This is a genomic window from Thermanaerosceptrum fracticalcis, assembly GCF_000746025.2.
GTDB classification, from domain to species: domain Bacteria; phylum Bacillota; class Peptococcia; order DRI-13; family DRI-13; genus Thermanaerosceptrum; species Thermanaerosceptrum fracticalcis.
Map to the genome: position 1 here is coordinate 1223797 of NZ_CP045798.1, position 15177 is coordinate 1238973.

A 15177-nucleotide genomic window follows, 5' to 3' on the forward strand; every position below is an offset into this window, starting at 1 on the left:
CCTTTATTGAGATTAATTCTTAGTTAATTATAACATAGTTGCTAGTTATTAGTTACTAGTTACTAGTTATTAGTTATTAGATAAACCTGATTGTGGATATCGTCATGGGTTCGACTAAAAAAGCATGGCTATTGGCCATGCTTTTTTTTTTTAAAGATTAAAGTAATTCTTCAAGGCTTCCACTTTGTCTAAGCGTTCCCAGGGGAGGTCCAGATCAAGGCGGCCAAAGTGCCCGTAAGCGGCAGTCTGCTTATAAATGGGCCTGCGCAGGTCTAATTCCTTAATGATTCCGGCAGGACGAAGATCAAATATTTCTTTGATGGCAGCCACAATTTTTTCTTCATCTACCTTGCCTGTCCCCTGGGTATCCACCATAATGCTGACAGGATGGGCCACACCGATGGCGTAAGCCAACTGAATTTCACATTTATCGGCAAGACCGGCGGCGACAATATTTTTAGCTACGTGCCGCGCGGCATAAGCAGCAGAACGGTCCACCTTGGTGGGGTCTTTCCCGGAAAAAGCTCCACCGCCGTGACGGGCCATACCGCCGTATGTATCCACAATAATTTTTCTCCCGGTTAAGCCTGCATCGCCCTGGGGCCCGCCAATCACAAATCTTCCTGTGGGGTTAATAAAGTAGCGGGTCTTCCGGTCAATGAGTTCACCTGGTACTATGGGGAGAATGACTTCCTCCATGATATCGTCCCTTATTTCCTCAGTTTCCACATTAGGGCTGTGCTGGGTAGAGATGACGATGGTATCAACTCTAACGGGTTTCCCGTCCGCGTATTCTACGGTAACCTGGGACTTTCCATCAGGACGCAGGTAAGGTATAATTGCTTTCTTTCTGACCTCGGCCAGGCGGCGAGTTAATTTATGGGCCAGGGAAATGGTCAGGGGCATGTATTCCGGTGTTTCGTTGGTAGCATAACCAAACATCATACCCTGGTCGCCGGCACCGATGGCTTCGATCTGGGCATCGCTCATTTCCCCTGTTTTAGCTTCCAGAGCTTTATCCACTCCCATGGCAATGTCCGGAGATTGTTCATCAATAGAGGTTAGGACAGCACAAGTATCGCCATCAAACCCATATTTAGCTCTGGTATACCCGATATCCTTGATGGTCTGGCGTACCAGCTTGGGAATATCCACATAACACTTGGTGGTTATTTCGCCCATGACCAGGACAAGACCGGTAGTAACAGAAGTTTCACAGGCGACCCTGGCCATAGGGTCTTCGGCAATGATGGCATCAAGCACAGCATCTGATATCTGGTCGGCAATTTTATCGGGATGGCCTTCCGTAACAGATTCAGAGGTAAATAATTTTTTCACCAAACTTACTCACTCCTTGGTTTTGTTTAAATGTTTTGCAGCTACCAGAAGAATCTCACGGGCTGCCTCTTCTTTATCCATTTGCGGGAAACTCTTTATTTGCCCATCAGGGAAGACCAGGGAAATAATATTGGTGTCCACACCAAACCCTGCGCCAGGTTGAGTCAGGTCGTTGGCCACTATAAAGTCCAGGTTTTTCCGTTTGGCTTTCTCTGCCGCATAGGCTAAAACATTATTAGTTTCCGCGGCAAATCCGATTAAAATACGACTTCCCTTATTTTGACCCAACTCAGCCAGGATATCAGGATTCCGTTCCAGTTCCAGCACCATTTCGCCTGGCTGCTTTTTAATTTTGTGTTCTGCTGAATTTTTCGGCCGGTAATCGGCTACGGCCGCCGCCTTGATGACGATATCCTGATTTTCATAAGTTTTTAGCACAATATCATGCATCTCCCGGGCCGATTCAATATTAATCCGTTTTACCCCCGGAAAAGGCCGGAGAGTAGTAGGACCGCTGATTAATGTTACTTCAGCTCCCAAAAGATAAGCCTGTTTGGCCAGGGAATAGCCCATCTTGCCCGAACTCCGGTTAGTAATATAACGTACGGGATCCAGGGTTTCCCGGGTAGGCCCCGCCGTGATTAGTACTTTCTTCCCTTTTAAAGGTTTGTCCCGGACCAGGAGTTCCTCGGCCTTAGCCAGGATGTCCTCCAGTTCAGCCAAGCGTCCCTGTCCCTGATAGCCGCAGGCTAAATCACCAAACCCCGGCTCGACAAAATGATAGTTTAATTCCTTTAATTTTTTAATATTTTCCTGGGTAATAGGATTTAAATACATATTCACATTCATGGCCGGGGCAATTAACACGGGAGCCCTGGTGGCCATGACAGTTGTACTCAAAAAGTCATCGGCTATGCCGTGGCTGATTTTCCCGATCGTATTGGCGGAAGCGGGAACAATCATAAACAAATCTGCCCTGTCAGCGAGGGAAATGTGCTCCACATTCCACTGACGGGGTTCTGCAAACATATCAGTATACACTGGATTACGGGAAAGGGTTTGTAAAGTGAGGGGCGTGATAAATTCCCGGGCCGACCTGGTCATAATACAGTAGACCTGGGCCCCTTTTTTACAGAGACGGCTTACCAAATCCGCCGCTTTATAAGCTGCGATCCCTCCCGTAATACCCACAATAATCACTTTATCTTGAAACACAACAAAACCTCCCTACTTGATACCACCTTTGGGAGATTCCACATTTATTTTACCGGCAGCAATTTCCTCCAGAGCAATAGAGACCGGCTTGTTTGCTTCATTAGGTGTAACATTGATTAGTGTTTCAGCACCGTCTGTTAATAACCTGGCCCTTTTGGCGGCAGCCACCACAAGAGCATACTTGGATTCCATTTTTCCCATTAATATATCCAGCGAGGGTTGGCGCATCGTCTACACCTCCATATTAATTAGTTTACACATTCTTGATGAGCGGCATCTTTCCGCTACGATAATAGCGCGGACTTGTTCTACTGCGCTGGGTACTTCATCATTTACCACAATATAATCGTAGTCCTGCAGGTGGGACATTTCCTCAGAGACTTGACTCATACGTTTTTCTATTTCTGAAGGATCCTCTGTACCACGGCAAGTTATGCGCCTAATGAGTTCTTGCAGGGAGGGCGGCACCACAAAGATAAAGATTCCCTCAGGCATCTTTTGCTTAACCTGAAGAGCCCCCTGGATATCAATCTCCAAAATACAGTCTTTGCCCGCCTGAAGAATTTCCTCCACATACTGGCGGGGTGTGCCGTAATAGTTACCATAGACTTGGGCCCATTCTAAAAAAGCATCCTGGGCAATAAGTTTCTGAAATTCCTCTTCTGTGGTAAAAAAATAATGTTTGCCTTCTACCTCACCTGGCCGGGGTTTGCGGGTGGTGGTAGAAACAGAATAAATAATATCATCATATTTGTTAAAAAGCTCGCGACAAATGGTACCTTTGCCCACTCCTGAGGGACCAGAGATGACAATCAATAAACCTTTTTCAGGGTCATGCATAATTTTTCCCCTTATAATGAAGCTTCCTCACCATGAGTTGTATCTTTAGCATTTAGCCGGTGAGCTACCGTTTCCGGCTGCACAGCCGAGAGTACCACGTGGTCACTGTCAGTGATTACAACAGCTCTGGTCCGGCGCCCGTATGTGGCATCGATGAGCATACCCCTGTCTCTTGCTTCTTGAATTATTCTTTTGATGGGAGCTGATTCTGGGCTAACGATAGCAACTATCCGGTTAGCCGAAACAATATTACCAAACCCAATATTAATCAACTTAATATCCATGATGATACCCTCCCGCTCTTACTCAATATTTTGTACCTGTTCACGCATCTTCTCCAGTTCACTTTTAACTTCCACCACATACTGGGTTATCTCCAGGTCATTGGCCTTAGAGCCGATGGTATTGATTTCCCTGTTTAATTCCTGGAGCAGGAAATCCAGCTTTCGACCAACGGGGTTGTTTTCCTGTAAAATGCCGGCAAATTGGGAAAGATGACTTTCCATTCTTACCAGTTCTTCGTTAATACTGCTTCTATCGGCAAAAAGGGCTACTTCCATGGTTAGACGGTTCTCATCTATCTTAACGTCATCCAGTAGTTCCTTTAACCGGCTCTGCAGTTTTTCCCGGTACAGGATCACAACCTTGGGACTTTTTTCGCACAATTTTCCATGGAGGGCCTTGATATCCTTTAAGCGCTCGAGCAGGTCAAGGTGAAGTTTTTCCCCTTCCTTTTCCCGCATGCTCATTAAAGCATCGGCAGCCTGACTCAAAGCAGGCAACATATCCTGCCAGATAATTTCCAAATCCTCTTCTTCCTCTTCAACTTTTAAGACGTTAGGAAGCTGGGCCAGTTGAATAACACCCACATCCAGGAAGGTTTCAGTAATTCCTGCCAATTCCTTCAATGCTTTATAATACGCTAAGGCTAATTCTTTGTCAACCTGAACATCCCGGGGTTTGGTAACGGCCTCATCTACTTTCATAAATACTTCAATACGTCCCCGGGAAACCCGGCTCAAAATGTACCTTCGAACGGCGTCCTCTAACAAATTATACTGCCGCGGCATTTTTACCAGCACTTCATTATACCGGTGATTCACTGATTTAATTTCTACAACCACATGCTTTAATTTTCCCCCATGTTCACCGCGGCCGAAACCTGTCATACTCTTAATCAATCAGTTCACCCTCGCTTTATATCCTTACTATTATTAACCATTTTGGTACAAAGCAAACTTGGCTTGTGCCGAACATAGTGAAGGCAGAAGCCTTAGTTGCACTTGTGCCGACCCAAAGTTTTACTTTCATATTGGTATAAAAGTTTCTATTCTACTTTTTAAAGTATATTCCTTCCTTATCTCAAAGAAAAGCGAGATAAGCAGAAAAAATAGCTGCATAACTGCAGCTATCTAGCATAAATTATCATTAATCTAGGGACATTCCTGTCTCCTCTCCAGAGAATGACCCATACTTCAGCAGGTGTGTCCAATACCGATGGGGACATTCCTGTCCCTTTTACCGCTTTCCGTTTTCCGACTTCCGAAGTCCGACAAAAATCACTAGTAACAGTAACTAATAACTAGTAACTAATAACTAGTAACTAAATAAACAGGTATGTCCCCTTTCCTTTTTACCCGTAATAGGACAGGCGCTCATTCATCAACTGCTGGCGTCCGGCGCCAAACCAGGGACTGGAATAAAGGGCGGGTATACGTTTAATATAGATCACGCTACTTAATATGGCGGTGCTTTAGTTCCAACAAATAGAATTACCAATTGAACAGCTTAAAAATAATGCCCTTTATGGGTTAAATATGCACTACTAACCTCAACTTCCGGTTTTTAGGGAATCATCATTCATTATCCCGCTACAGATGTAATATGATGACCTCTTTAACAAATCCGCGGCAAGTGTTCTCCCTCAAGCACCGGTAATATCCTTTTAGCCCCTAATTCAGTTTCCACTAAAACTTTACCGGAATCATCCCTGGAAGTAACTCTGCCAATTACGCGTCCGGCTCTGCCCAGCGGGTGGTTCCTCAACACATTCATTATTTCACTTTCCTTTTCCGGCCTGGCAAAAATTAATAACTTGCCTTCGTTTGCCAGGTATATGGGATCCAAACCCAGCATGCTGCACCCTGCAGCCACTGCATGGTGTATAGGAACTGCTTCATTTAAAATTTCCATGGTCATTTTAGATTGCCTCGCAAGTTCGTAGAGGACTGAAGCAACTCCCCCGCGAGTAGGGTCCCGCATACAGGATACTCCTCCCGTGGAAACCAAAAGTTCCGCCAAATCACTTAATGGCGCACAATCGCTAGCAATCTGCCCGCCGAGTGATAAACCTTCCCGCTGGCATAAAACGGCCATCCCGTGGTCGCCAACCGTTCCACTTATTATTATCAAGTCTCCCACCGAGATTTCCGTTGGCCCCAGGGAAACCCCTTCAGGAACTATTCCAATACCAGTTGTATTTATGAATATTTTATCGGCACTACCACGTTCCACTACCTTGGTGTCTCCCGTGACGACAAGAACACCGGCATTTGCTGCAGTATCCGAAAGGGAACGGAGGATTTTTTTTAAGTCTTCTACCGGAAATCCTTCCTCTATAATCAAGCCAACGCTTAAAAATTTCGGTATCGCCCCGCAAACCGCCAGGTCATTAATGGTACCGCAGGCAGCCAGCTTCCCGATATCTCCGCCAGGAAAAAACAAGGGAGAGATAACATAACTGTCTGTTGTCATTGCAATTCTGCCGCCTTCAAGCGCTAGAAACGCCGAATCCAAAAGCTCCTGTCCGCCGTTATTGTCAAAAATGGGATAGATAATTTCTTCAATAAGCTCCCGGGACAATTCCCCCCCACTGCCGTGGGCAAGTAGAATCTTATCTCTCTTCATTCTATCCTCCTCCAAATTCAGTAAAACGGTAATATGCAGCGCAAGCTCCTTCAGAAGATACCATACAGGGCCCTACAGGATTAAGGGGTGTGCATGCTCTACCAAACAGCCTGCATTCCTGAGGCAGTTTAATTCCCTTCAGAATGTCCCCACAAGCACAATTCTTGTTGGATTCTTCCTTTTCATTAGGATATGGTTCCGGGATATTGAATTTTTTATTAGCATCATAGTTTCTAAAGCTTTCCCTTATCCTTAGACCACTTTTAGGAATCAAACCAAGACCTCTCCACCAGGCATCCGCCGGTTCAAAGACCCTGGCCGTTACCTGCCTGGCAAGGGGGATCCCCTGGGGTAAAACTCCCCTCCTGTACTGGATCTCAACGTAGGGGTTATCTTCCCTTATTTGTTCAAGAAGCATTACGAGACCCTGTAAAATGTCATGTGTTTCAAATCCTGTAATCACACCTGCCTTATGATACTCTCGAGCGAGGAAGTAATAGGGTTCAACCCCAATGATGGTGCTAACATGTCCCGGTAAAATAAAACCATCAATCTTTACCTCTTTGTCCAACAGCAGTGCCTCCAGCGCCGGAGGAACTAATTTGTGCAGAGAATAAACGGAAAAGTTTTCAATTCCTTCTTCTTGGGCCTGAATTACAGACATTGCCACTGTCGGAGCGGTAGTTTCAAATCCGGCCCCCAAAAATACCACTTCTTTACCGGGATTCTTTTTTGCCAGTTTCAATGCATCCAGCGTTGAATAGACTACACTTACCTTTGCCCCCTGCCCCCTGGCATCTGCTAAACTACTACCCTTTTTACCGGGAACCCGCAGCAGGTCGCCGAAGGTAGCGATAATGACATTCCTATGCCGAGCCAGCTCTAAATAAACCTCAATCTCACAGTCATGAATGACACAAACCGGGCAACCGGGACCGGAAAGCAATCTGATATTGTCAGGCAATAGCTGCCTGAGGCCGCTTTTACCGATGGCCATGGTATGGGCGCCGCAAACTTCCATAATATTTAGCGGCTTATCCGCAGGAGCTAATCTTTCAACCTGTTGTATTAGTTTGGCCAGTTGCCTTTTATTTGCTGTTTGCTTCATGTAACTCCTCCAGAAATCTTATGGTTTTCCGGGCCTCCTCATAATCTATCCGGTGGATGGCATAGCCCGCATGTACCAGTACCCAGTCACCTACATTCACTTCCGGAGTTAAAGCAATTGAAATTTCCTTTGAAATCCCTTCCAGTTCAGCAATTGCCATGGTTCCCGTTACTTTTATAACCTTAAGCGGTACTGCCAGGCACATTCTTCGTCACCTCGTTTCCGGCCACAGCCTGTCCCAGCGATATACCCCCGTCATTGGGAGGAACTTCCTTATGGCGGTATACCGCTATCCCCTCTTCAGCCAGTAATTCCATTATCAGTTCGGTTAATAACCTGTTTTGGAATACGCCTCCAGATATTACCACCTTATTTAACGCGGTACTGCGGGACATATGCAGCACCCCGTCCCTAATTGCCCGGGCAACCCCCATATGAAATTTATATGCCATACGTACAGTATCTAATCCCGATGACAAATCGGAAATGAGTTCCTCCCACAATGGCGCTGTGTCCAATTCAAAGGTTAAATCTTCATTATCTTTCAGCAGTATAGTATAAAAACCTTCCTCGTGTCCGGCCATCCGGGCCCGGGCTTCCATTACCATTGGGCCCTGTCCCTCATACTTCGCTTCCCGGCAAATTCCCATTAAAGCCGCAGCTGCATCAAATAACCTGCCACAGCTTGAGGTTGCTACCGAATTGATACCCTTTTTAAGCTGCACTTCCAGAACCTCAACTTCGCAGAGACTTAAGCCGCTCAGCCATTTAGAAGCGTATACCCTGCCGGTTTCTCCCAGTGTGGAAAGGAGAAAGCTGTATGCCATTCGCAGAGGCCTTTTTATTGAAGCCTCTCCGCCCAGCAGCGGAACCTTTGCCAGGTGGCCCATACGTTTAAAAGAACTGTAATCACCGCAGAGAAATTCAAACCCCCAAATTGTACCATCGGTTCCATATCCAGTACCGTCACAGACCACTGCCATTACCTTCTCAGCCAGCCCGTTTTCTGCCATACAACTGACCATATGAGAATGATGGTGCTGTACTCCTATTGCCGGCAATCCCCATTGGGACGCCAGTTCCCGAGCGTAGCGAGTGGTTTGGTAATCGGGGTGGAGATCGTGAACAAGTAATTCGGGTTTTATCCCTAGTAGAGAAATCATTTTGGAAATAGTTTTTTTGTATATGTCAAAATTTAAATAATTGTCCAAATCACCTAAATGCTGACTAAGGAAAACCCGGTCTCCTTTGGCCAGGGCAAAGGTATTTTTTAGATTCCCGCCACAGGCAAGAAGCGGTGTTAACTCCCTCCTCTGTAATTGCACGGGTAACGGGACATAACCCCGGGCCCTTCTTACAGGTTGCCAGGTATTTCTTACCACCATTCCTACAGAATCATCACAGGGATTTTCTATTTCCCGATTATGAAAAATGAAATAATCGGCAATACCTTTTAGTTTTTCTGCTGCTTCCTCGTTTTTAGTAATCAGCGGATCACCGGATAAATTGGCACTTGTCATTACCAGCAAAGGAATTTCGGGAGAAAATAACAACCAGTGAAGGGGTGTATAGGGTAACATTACTCCCAGGGTATCCAGATGGGGATTAATTTCTGGAGGAAGTTCTCCCTTGGTCTCTTCCCTTTGTTTTAAAATTATAATTGGCCTGGCAAGACTTACCAGACACTCTTCTTCCTCAGCTGATAAATGGCAGTATTTTCTCACAGTCTCAAGGTTATAAGCCATTAAAGCAAAAGGTTTGGCATCCCTGAATTTACGTTTCCTTAATTGGGATACCGCATTTCCATCAAGAGCATTACAGGCCAGGTGGAACCCTCCTAATCCTTTTATGGCAACAATTGCACCCTCCTTAAACAGTTCCCGAAAATCTTTATTACAGGATTTACCCCGGCTATCTCTAACTTCAATTTTTGGCCCACATGCCGGGCAGGCATTGGGCTGGGCATGAAAACGCCTGTTTGAGGGATCGTCATATTCCTGCCGGCATTGCGGGCACATGGTAAATCCCTTCATGGTGGTAAGATGCCGGTCATAGGGTATATCTCTAATAATCGTAAACCTGGGACCGCAGTTGGTACAGTTTATAAAGGGGTAAGAAAACCTTCTGTCAGAAGGCTCCTGCAATTCAGCTAAACAGTCAGAACATATTCCCACATCCGGGGAAATTAAGACCCGTTTATCATCCTGAATACAACTTTTTTGAATAAAGAAACCAGAATACCCCTGAAAAGCAGCTGGCGAGGAGTCATATCCCGTTATTTTAGCCAGCGGTGGTAAGGAAGATAACAGTTCCATTAGGGCCTGTGAAATCTTTTCCTCCTGCCCTTCCCAGTGAATAGTTACTCCCTGGCTGTTATTGAGAACCCACCCTTTTAATTGATATTTTTGGGAAAGGTTATATACATAAGGGCGAAATCCCACCCCTTGTACAATTCCATAAACCTTTATCTCCTTCGCTGTCGCTTCCTTTCCCACTCTCCCTTTAGCCACAGGCACCACTCATCAATTCCCTCCCCGGAAGATGCAGACATTTGGAATATTTCAATGTTGGGATTCAAACTCAGTACATCCTCGGTAAAGTTATCCACATTAAAATTGCTATAAGGTAATAAGTCAATTTTATTGAAAATACAAGCCTTAGCTTCTCGAAACATAAGGGGATATTTTAAAGGTTTATCATCGCCTTCGGGAACACTAATAACCACTACCCTCAAATCCTCACCCAGGTCAAATGCGCTCGGACATACCAGATTACCTACGTTCTCAATGATAATTAAATCTAAATTTTCTATTTCCAATTCCTGCATGGCCCGGTTAACCATATTTGCATCCAGGTGGCAGCCGCCTTCAGTATTTATCTGCACCACCGGCACCCCGTGGCGGTGAATCCTTTCCGCATCCCTGGTGGTCATCAAATCCCCTTCTATAACACCGATTTTAAGTTCGTCCTTTAATTTTAAAATGGCCCGTTCCAAAATCGTTGTTTTTCCAGCACCGGGAGAACTCATCAGGTTAACAGCAAGAATTCCATACCGGTCAAAAAGTTCCCGGTTTACTGCCGCCAGGTCTTCGTTTCTCTTCATAATGTTTCTCAGCACCTTAATTTCCACTGCCAAATCCTCCTACTCTCCTTCTATGGAATCCACATACAGTTCCTCACCTGATACTATCCGTTCTACCCCGCCGCCGCACAGAGGACATGAAAGGGTTTTTCTCACCTCGTATTCCGCTCCATATTTGTCTATGGATTAACACTTCCACTGCTAGTCTAGCGTGCCTCAGATATACCTAGAGCTTAAGCAAGGTTTGCATCGTAGGGAATTATGCTGATTCTAAAGTAACAGTAGTTATGCAGTTTCAGGATAATTTTCCCAATCCCATAACCTAAGTTCCAAAGAATGTGGCCAGAATTTATCAATAAGCCTTGAAAAACGCTGGGTTGCCGTGTCAAAATAGACTTGGATCAACTGCTCGCAACAGCGGATCCGACAACCGGCGTTGAAGAAGTACCTTATCACTTCGCAGAGGGAGGGGGCTTGTTCGGCGCCTTCTTTATTGCACTCCCAAGAGGCATAACAAAGAAGGGTCTTCGCTGTAAACAAGAGCTCCACATGTGCGAAATGAGCTGTTTCAGACTGAGCATAGCAAGATGTTAAACCAAGATTCTGTTTAGCGGTGCGGTAAAAAACTTCTATTCTCCATCGTTTAACATAGGCAGTTGCAGCTTCTTCCGGCGTATCTACGCGATTGCTTATCAGGAGATACGCATCCTTGAAGGTTGCTGGGCATTCTTCCTCCGGAAGAACTATGCTGCCCTCGACAGCCTGCTTCTCATAAGTGGCTGCAATGGCAGCTATGGGTAAAAAACGTTGTCTAGTAATGGGTTTTCCCTTGCGTGTTAAGGTCTCATAGGGCATTTTGATGTAAATGTCCGGAATACTGAGAACCGATTCTTTGCCAAGGACCCGAAGCTGGGAATAAACTTCTCGCAGCAGTTGCTTCGGATTAAGTTTAATGTAGCGTTCCTTTCCTAGTACCGGGTCGTAGATTTTCCTGAATAGCGCTGTGTTACGTTTGGCTTTGGTAACCCAGTCAAAATTTTGACCCATCAGCCAGTTCAGGAACTTTTTACACAAAAACCAGCGATCCATGGCTACCCATAGTCTGGCCTTGTTCAGCTGACGAGCCTCTGCGAGCATCTGTTTAGCAAGATCAAGCTTGCTTTGTTTTTCATTCTCCTGACCGGTTTTAACCCAAAAGCGCCATAACATGGGATATTCAAGACCATTCTTTAAGATAGCCAGGGTCGACACAAGATTAATACACCATACATGGCGCTTATCCGAACTGTCAAAGAGCCAACAGAGAAAGGGGATTTTTTTACCGTGAGGATGCTCAATTTTGGTATCGTCTAAGGCAATGATATCGCCGTCGGTCAGCCTGCTATCCGTATTTTCTTGTAACCTGGCAAATCTGCCCAAAGAGAACCGGAGCCACTGAAAGGGCTTGGAGAGAAACCGGCTGAAGGCACTTTGAGAGATGATTTGCCCGGAAAGCAGTTGTTGTAAAAATGGAGCTTCCTTAGCATTTTGATTTGCAGAACTTGAATGATTAACAAGGCCGCAGATGTAGGCAAAAGCCAGGAGCCACGCTGGAATTCCGGAGTGTTTGCGTATTCCGGACTGGGAAAACAGCAGAGACAGGTCAAACAAATCCCAAATTGTCTTGAGTACCGGGATTCCGGCACCTTGACCGTGATCCTTTTTTTCGAAAGTTGGTTTACACAGTTTCTTCATCAGCATCACCCATATCGCTAGAGTGATGGTAGAAAATACCATCCAAAGCGATTATGGGGGCTTTCCGAAAAAGTCAAGCCTTTTTTGTCGAAAATTAGGATCTTTTTTTTAAAAAAAATATTTTTGGAGTTATCATTTTCTATTTATTTCCACCAACTGCATAACTCCTGTAAAGTAATATACACAACTATTTATTTAACTAATACTTCTTAAATGTCAGTAGCAAGTTACCCTCTTCCGTTGCTTTCGTATCTACACATTCCATCTTGGTTTTAGTAATCTCGGGATAAAGTATCGCCTGAACTCCTATCCATGGACAAAAGATTGTTGTTATGTTTTTCTCGTATGCTTCCTTTAAAAAATCTGTTACTACAGAACCCCTCAATTCAACGACAAGCTTATCCCCTTTGTCTTCAATTTTTACCTCCCGGGTAATTTTCAAGACATCAACTACCGCATGCTTCACATCATCAAGAGTCATCCCTTCTTTGATTAGACCCTTTTTATTTAAAAAGTCTATAACCCCCTGTCCTGCTGCCTTGTTAAACTTTTTAATTTCTTCATCTGTCATATTCTCCATGGCTTTATTCATGCCATACCATGTAGCATTAACAAAAAGACTGGTTATTTCGCTGTTCTCTTTTATACACATAATAATTTTACCTCCCATTTTAATTTTATAGTTCACCGGGCAGACATACATGTCTGCCCCTACAGTTACCTACACCAATATTCCCTTCAATAGCTACAGGTATTGCCATCCCTACATCTTTATATTCAGATTTGTCGTTCCTAATCCTATGACACGGACCTACAATATTACAACATACACACCGTACTTTTCATCGATTATCTTAGCAAAATGTGTTATTGGATATCCAAACGGTCTGTATTTTACCAAATCTCCAACTTTAAGAGAAATTTTACCTATTATTTAGAGGTGTCTCTCTACATGAAGGTTCTCCCGGTAAAGGATCCAGTAGAAAATCTGCCTCATAATCATCGGGTCCTCATTGGCAAAAACTTAAATACCTAAACCTTTACGTCTTTCCTTAATCGCAGTAAACAATTGGTCGGCAGCCTTTTCCGGATCGGTTTCTACGATAAAGTAACCACCAAGCAGATCTTTTGCTTTTTCTGTTAAAAATTCAGCAACTACAGAAGAACCCATAATTTGTGGTACAATTCCTATATGGGTAGGTAATCCCAACGCAACTGCCCAGGTTCCAATTGCCACTGCCTTCTCCGCCATAGCCTCAGGTGCGGAAGCTACAACTGGTAGCTTATCCAAATCTACTCCTAAATTGTCTGCAACGGCTACAGCTACTTTAACTGCCCTAGTATTATCAACACAAGAACCCATGTGCAATACTAAAGGTAGCGGTCCATTAAACCCGGCTGCCTTACCTATGGCAGTTAATACGGCCTTTAAGGAATCACCGGCATAAGCCTCTGTTGCCTCTTGAGTCATTAGACCATTCTTGGCAAAAGCACCGGCTCCACAACCTGTAGCTAACATTAAGACATTATTTTTGGCCAATTCTTTAGCAATAGTTATAAAGTTATTGTCTTGAGTTACCTGAGGATTGTTACAACCGGCAAACAATGCAATACCTTGAATGTTGCCGTTAACAATATTATCAATTAAGGGCTTTAACGGGTCTTTAGCATTTACCTTGCTTAAGGCCGCCATGATTGCCTCGGCACTGAAGCCTGCAATGGCTGTTTGCTTGTAGTCAGGAATGTTAACTTTACGGTTATCCCGTCTTTTAAAAGCATCAATTGCCACCTCAACAATCTTTTTAGCACTGTCGAAGGCTGAATCTTCATGGAACTCTATGTGAGTAGCGCCAGTAATCTTGTTCTCGCGCATAGTGGTAATTACTTGTGTATGGAAACACTCAGCTAAGCTGGTAATAGCAGGCATAATACACTGCACGTCGACGACCATGGCATCTACAGCGCCTGTAATTATGGCTAGTTCCTGGGACAGGTAGTTAGTAGCCAGAGGAATTCCACGGCGCATCATTACTTCGTTACCTGTACAACAAATACCCACTATATTAATACCTTCTTTAGCTCCGGCTTTCTTAGCTTCTTCATTCATTTTCAACGCTACATCACAAATAATTTCACTAAGCAAAGGGTTATGACCGTGAACCGCAATGTTGACAGCATCTTTCTTCAGTACGCCGAGGTTGGCTGCAGTAACTACCGGTTCAGGTGTGCCAAATAATACATCAGACAGCTCGGTTGACAAATACATACCAGTATAATCGGCCAGTGCTCCCTTTAATCCGCCAAGCAAAACATTGACTGCATCAGCATCACAACCCACATGAGTGCGACCCATAATCTCGGTGATAACAGCATCAATATTATGGGGCATAACCCCCAGTTTCGCCAATTTATCCACCCGTTCAGCAGACATGGTCTCTTTGGCCCAGTTACAAGGTATGCTATGCTTCTGACGTGAAAAATCCTCCAGGGAAGCTAAAGCTACTTCTTTTGCCACTTGCTTTATATCTTTACCTGCCGGTGACAAGTTTAATTTTTCTGCTATATCTCTTAGTTTTTGCTCATCTTTGATTTGGTATGCAGGTGCATGCCCTTCACCAACTTCCAATAAAGTCAGAGCTACGTGACGACCATGTTCAGAGTGCGCAGCAGCTCCCGCTACAATCATTCTGCTTAAATTTCGGGCCACGATGGTATGAGCATCCGCTCCACAAACCCCTCTCTGTGGTCCATTGCCAAAAGGATCGATACGACAAGGTCCCTTCCAACAAATGCGACAACAGATTCCCAGCTCTCCGAAACCACATTGGGGCTGCATTGCTTCATAACGGTCCCAAGCAGTTTCAAGTCCCGCCTTTTTTGCTAAGGGTAGCAAGTAATTAACAGCAGGATCAATGGTTTTATTCATCTTACTCATAATATCCCCCCGCTTTTT

At 44.7% G+C, this 15177-nt stretch carries 15 protein-coding genes; all 15 read right to left on the reverse strand.

Going from position 1 to position 15177, the window contains the following annotated elements; genetic code table 11:
• Window positions 1-150: 150 nt before the first annotated feature.
• The 15 genes from metK to cooS all read right to left on the reverse strand — a co-directional run bounded on the left by metK (window position 151) and on the right by cooS (window position 15159).
• Window positions 151-1341, reverse strand: coding sequence for a methionine adenosyltransferase (metK, locus tag BR63_RS06515; RefSeq protein WP_034423824.1), 1191 nt, complete (start codon window positions 1339-1341; stop codon window positions 151-153).
• A gap of 6 nt (window positions 1342-1347) precedes the next feature.
• The gene (coaBC, locus tag BR63_RS06520) at window positions 1348-2553 is read right to left on the reverse strand and encodes a bifunctional phosphopantothenoylcysteine decarboxylase/phosphopantothenate--cysteine ligase CoaBC (RefSeq protein ID WP_034423823.1); all 1206 of its coding nucleotides are present in this window, start codon (window positions 2551-2553) and stop codon (window positions 1348-1350) included.
• Window positions 2554-2565: 12 nt separating this feature from the next.
• Window positions 2566-2781 carry a DNA-directed RNA polymerase subunit omega gene (gene rpoZ / locus BR63_RS06525; protein WP_034423821.1) on the reverse strand — a complete coding sequence of 72 codons (216 nt, stop codon included), beginning with the start codon at window positions 2779-2781 and terminating at the stop codon, window positions 2566-2568.
• Window positions 2782-2784: 3 nt separating this feature from the next.
• Complete coding sequence (gene gmk / locus BR63_RS06530; RefSeq protein WP_034423819.1) at window positions 2785-3393, reverse strand: guanylate kinase; 609 nt, start codon at window positions 3391-3393, stop codon at window positions 2785-2787.
• A gap of 11 nt (window positions 3394-3404) precedes the next feature.
• Window positions 3405-3677: an extracellular matrix/biofilm regulator RemA gene (gene remA / locus BR63_RS06535; RefSeq protein WP_034423817.1), complete on the reverse strand. Its 273-nt coding sequence runs from the start codon at window positions 3675-3677 to the stop codon at window positions 3405-3407.
• Between the two features lie 18 nt (window positions 3678-3695).
• Window positions 3696-4574: a YicC/YloC family endoribonuclease gene (locus BR63_RS06540; RefSeq protein ID WP_153802135.1), complete on the reverse strand. Its 879-nt coding sequence runs from the start codon at window positions 4572-4574 to the stop codon at window positions 3696-3698.
• A 715-nt stretch (window positions 4575-5289) separates the two neighbouring features.
• The gene (gene hypE / locus BR63_RS06545) at window positions 5290-6300 is read right to left on the reverse strand and encodes a hydrogenase expression/formation protein HypE (RefSeq protein ID WP_034423815.1); all 1011 of its coding nucleotides are present in this window, start codon (window positions 6298-6300) and stop codon (window positions 5290-5292) included.
• 1 nt (window position 6301) lies between these two features.
• A complete protein-coding gene (hypD, locus tag BR63_RS06550; RefSeq protein WP_034423813.1) occupies window positions 6302-7408 on the reverse strand; it encodes a hydrogenase formation protein HypD in 1107 nt (368 codons plus the stop codon).
• The gene (locus BR63_RS06555; RefSeq protein WP_034423812.1) at window positions 7389-7613 is read right to left on the reverse strand and encodes a HypC/HybG/HupF family hydrogenase formation chaperone; all 225 of its coding nucleotides are present in this window, start codon (window positions 7611-7613) and stop codon (window positions 7389-7391) included. Before BR63_RS06555 ends, hypD begins: the two co-directional genes overlap by 20 nt.
• The gene (hypF, locus tag BR63_RS06560) at window positions 7591-9927 is read right to left on the reverse strand and encodes a carbamoyltransferase HypF (RefSeq protein WP_153802134.1); all 2337 of its coding nucleotides are present in this window, start codon (window positions 9925-9927) and stop codon (window positions 7591-7593) included. The genes BR63_RS06555 and hypF overlap by 23 nt, the downstream gene beginning before the upstream one ends.
• Window positions 9873-10538 carry a hydrogenase nickel incorporation protein HypB gene (gene hypB, locus BR63_RS06565; protein ID WP_081908233.1) on the reverse strand — a complete coding sequence of 222 codons (666 nt, stop codon included), beginning with the start codon at window positions 10536-10538 and terminating at the stop codon, window positions 9873-9875. The genes hypF and hypB overlap by 55 nt, the downstream gene beginning before the upstream one ends.
• 12 nt (window positions 10539-10550) lie before the next feature.
• Entirely contained in the window at window positions 10551-10646 is a 96-nt protein-coding gene (locus tag BR63_RS19480; protein WP_161781894.1) for a hydrogenase maturation nickel metallochaperone HypA, read from the reverse strand.
• Window positions 10647-10775: 129 nt separating this feature from the next.
• Window positions 10776-12224, reverse strand: coding sequence for a transposase (locus BR63_RS06570; RefSeq protein WP_243270074.1), 1449 nt, complete (start codon window positions 12222-12224; stop codon window positions 10776-10778).
• 199 nt (window positions 12225-12423) lie between these two features.
• Complete coding sequence (locus tag BR63_RS06575; RefSeq protein WP_153802176.1) at window positions 12424-12876, reverse strand: hypothetical protein; 453 nt, start codon at window positions 12874-12876, stop codon at window positions 12424-12426.
• Window positions 12877-13248: 372 nt separating this feature from the next.
• Complete coding sequence (cooS, locus tag BR63_RS06580; RefSeq protein ID WP_034425146.1) at window positions 13249-15159, reverse strand: anaerobic carbon-monoxide dehydrogenase catalytic subunit; 1911 nt, start codon at window positions 15157-15159, stop codon at window positions 13249-13251.
• Between the last annotated feature and the right edge of the window lie 18 nt (window positions 15160-15177).

What these genes read in the sequence shown, in the direction of transcription:
- rpoZ (WP_034423821.1), bottom strand. Translation starts at nt 2,781, where the DNA reads ATGCGCCAACCCTCGCTGGATATATTAATGGGAAAAATGGAATCCAAG.
- gmk (WP_034423819.1), bottom strand. Translation starts at nt 3,393, where the DNA reads ATGCATGACCCTGAAAAAGGTTTATTGATTGTCATCTCTGGTCCCTCA.
- remA (WP_034423817.1), bottom strand. Translation starts at nt 3,677, where the DNA reads ATGGATATTAAGTTGATTAATATTGGGTTTGGTAATATTGTTTCGGCT.
- hypE (WP_034423815.1), bottom strand. Translation starts at nt 6,300, where the DNA reads ATGAAGAGAGATAAGATTCTACTTGCCCACGGCAGTGGGGGGGAATTG.
- hypD (WP_034423813.1), bottom strand. Translation starts at nt 7,408, where the DNA reads ATGAAGCAAACAGCAAATAAAAGGCAACTGGCCAAACTAATACAACAG.
- BR63_RS06555 (WP_034423812.1), bottom strand. Translation starts at nt 7,613, where the DNA reads ATGTGCCTGGCAGTACCGCTTAAGGTTATAAAAGTAACGGGAACCATG.
- BR63_RS06570 (WP_243270074.1), bottom strand. Translation starts at nt 12,224, where the DNA reads ATGAAGAAACTGTGTAAACCAACTTTCGAAAAAAAGGATCACGGTCAA.
- BR63_RS06575 (WP_153802176.1), bottom strand. Translation starts at nt 12,876, where the DNA reads ATGTGTATAAAAGAGAACAGCGAAATAACCAGTCTTTTTGTTAATGCT.
- cooS (WP_034425146.1), bottom strand. Translation starts at nt 15,159, where the DNA reads ATGAGTAAGATGAATAAAACCATTGATCCTGCTGTTAATTACTTGCTA.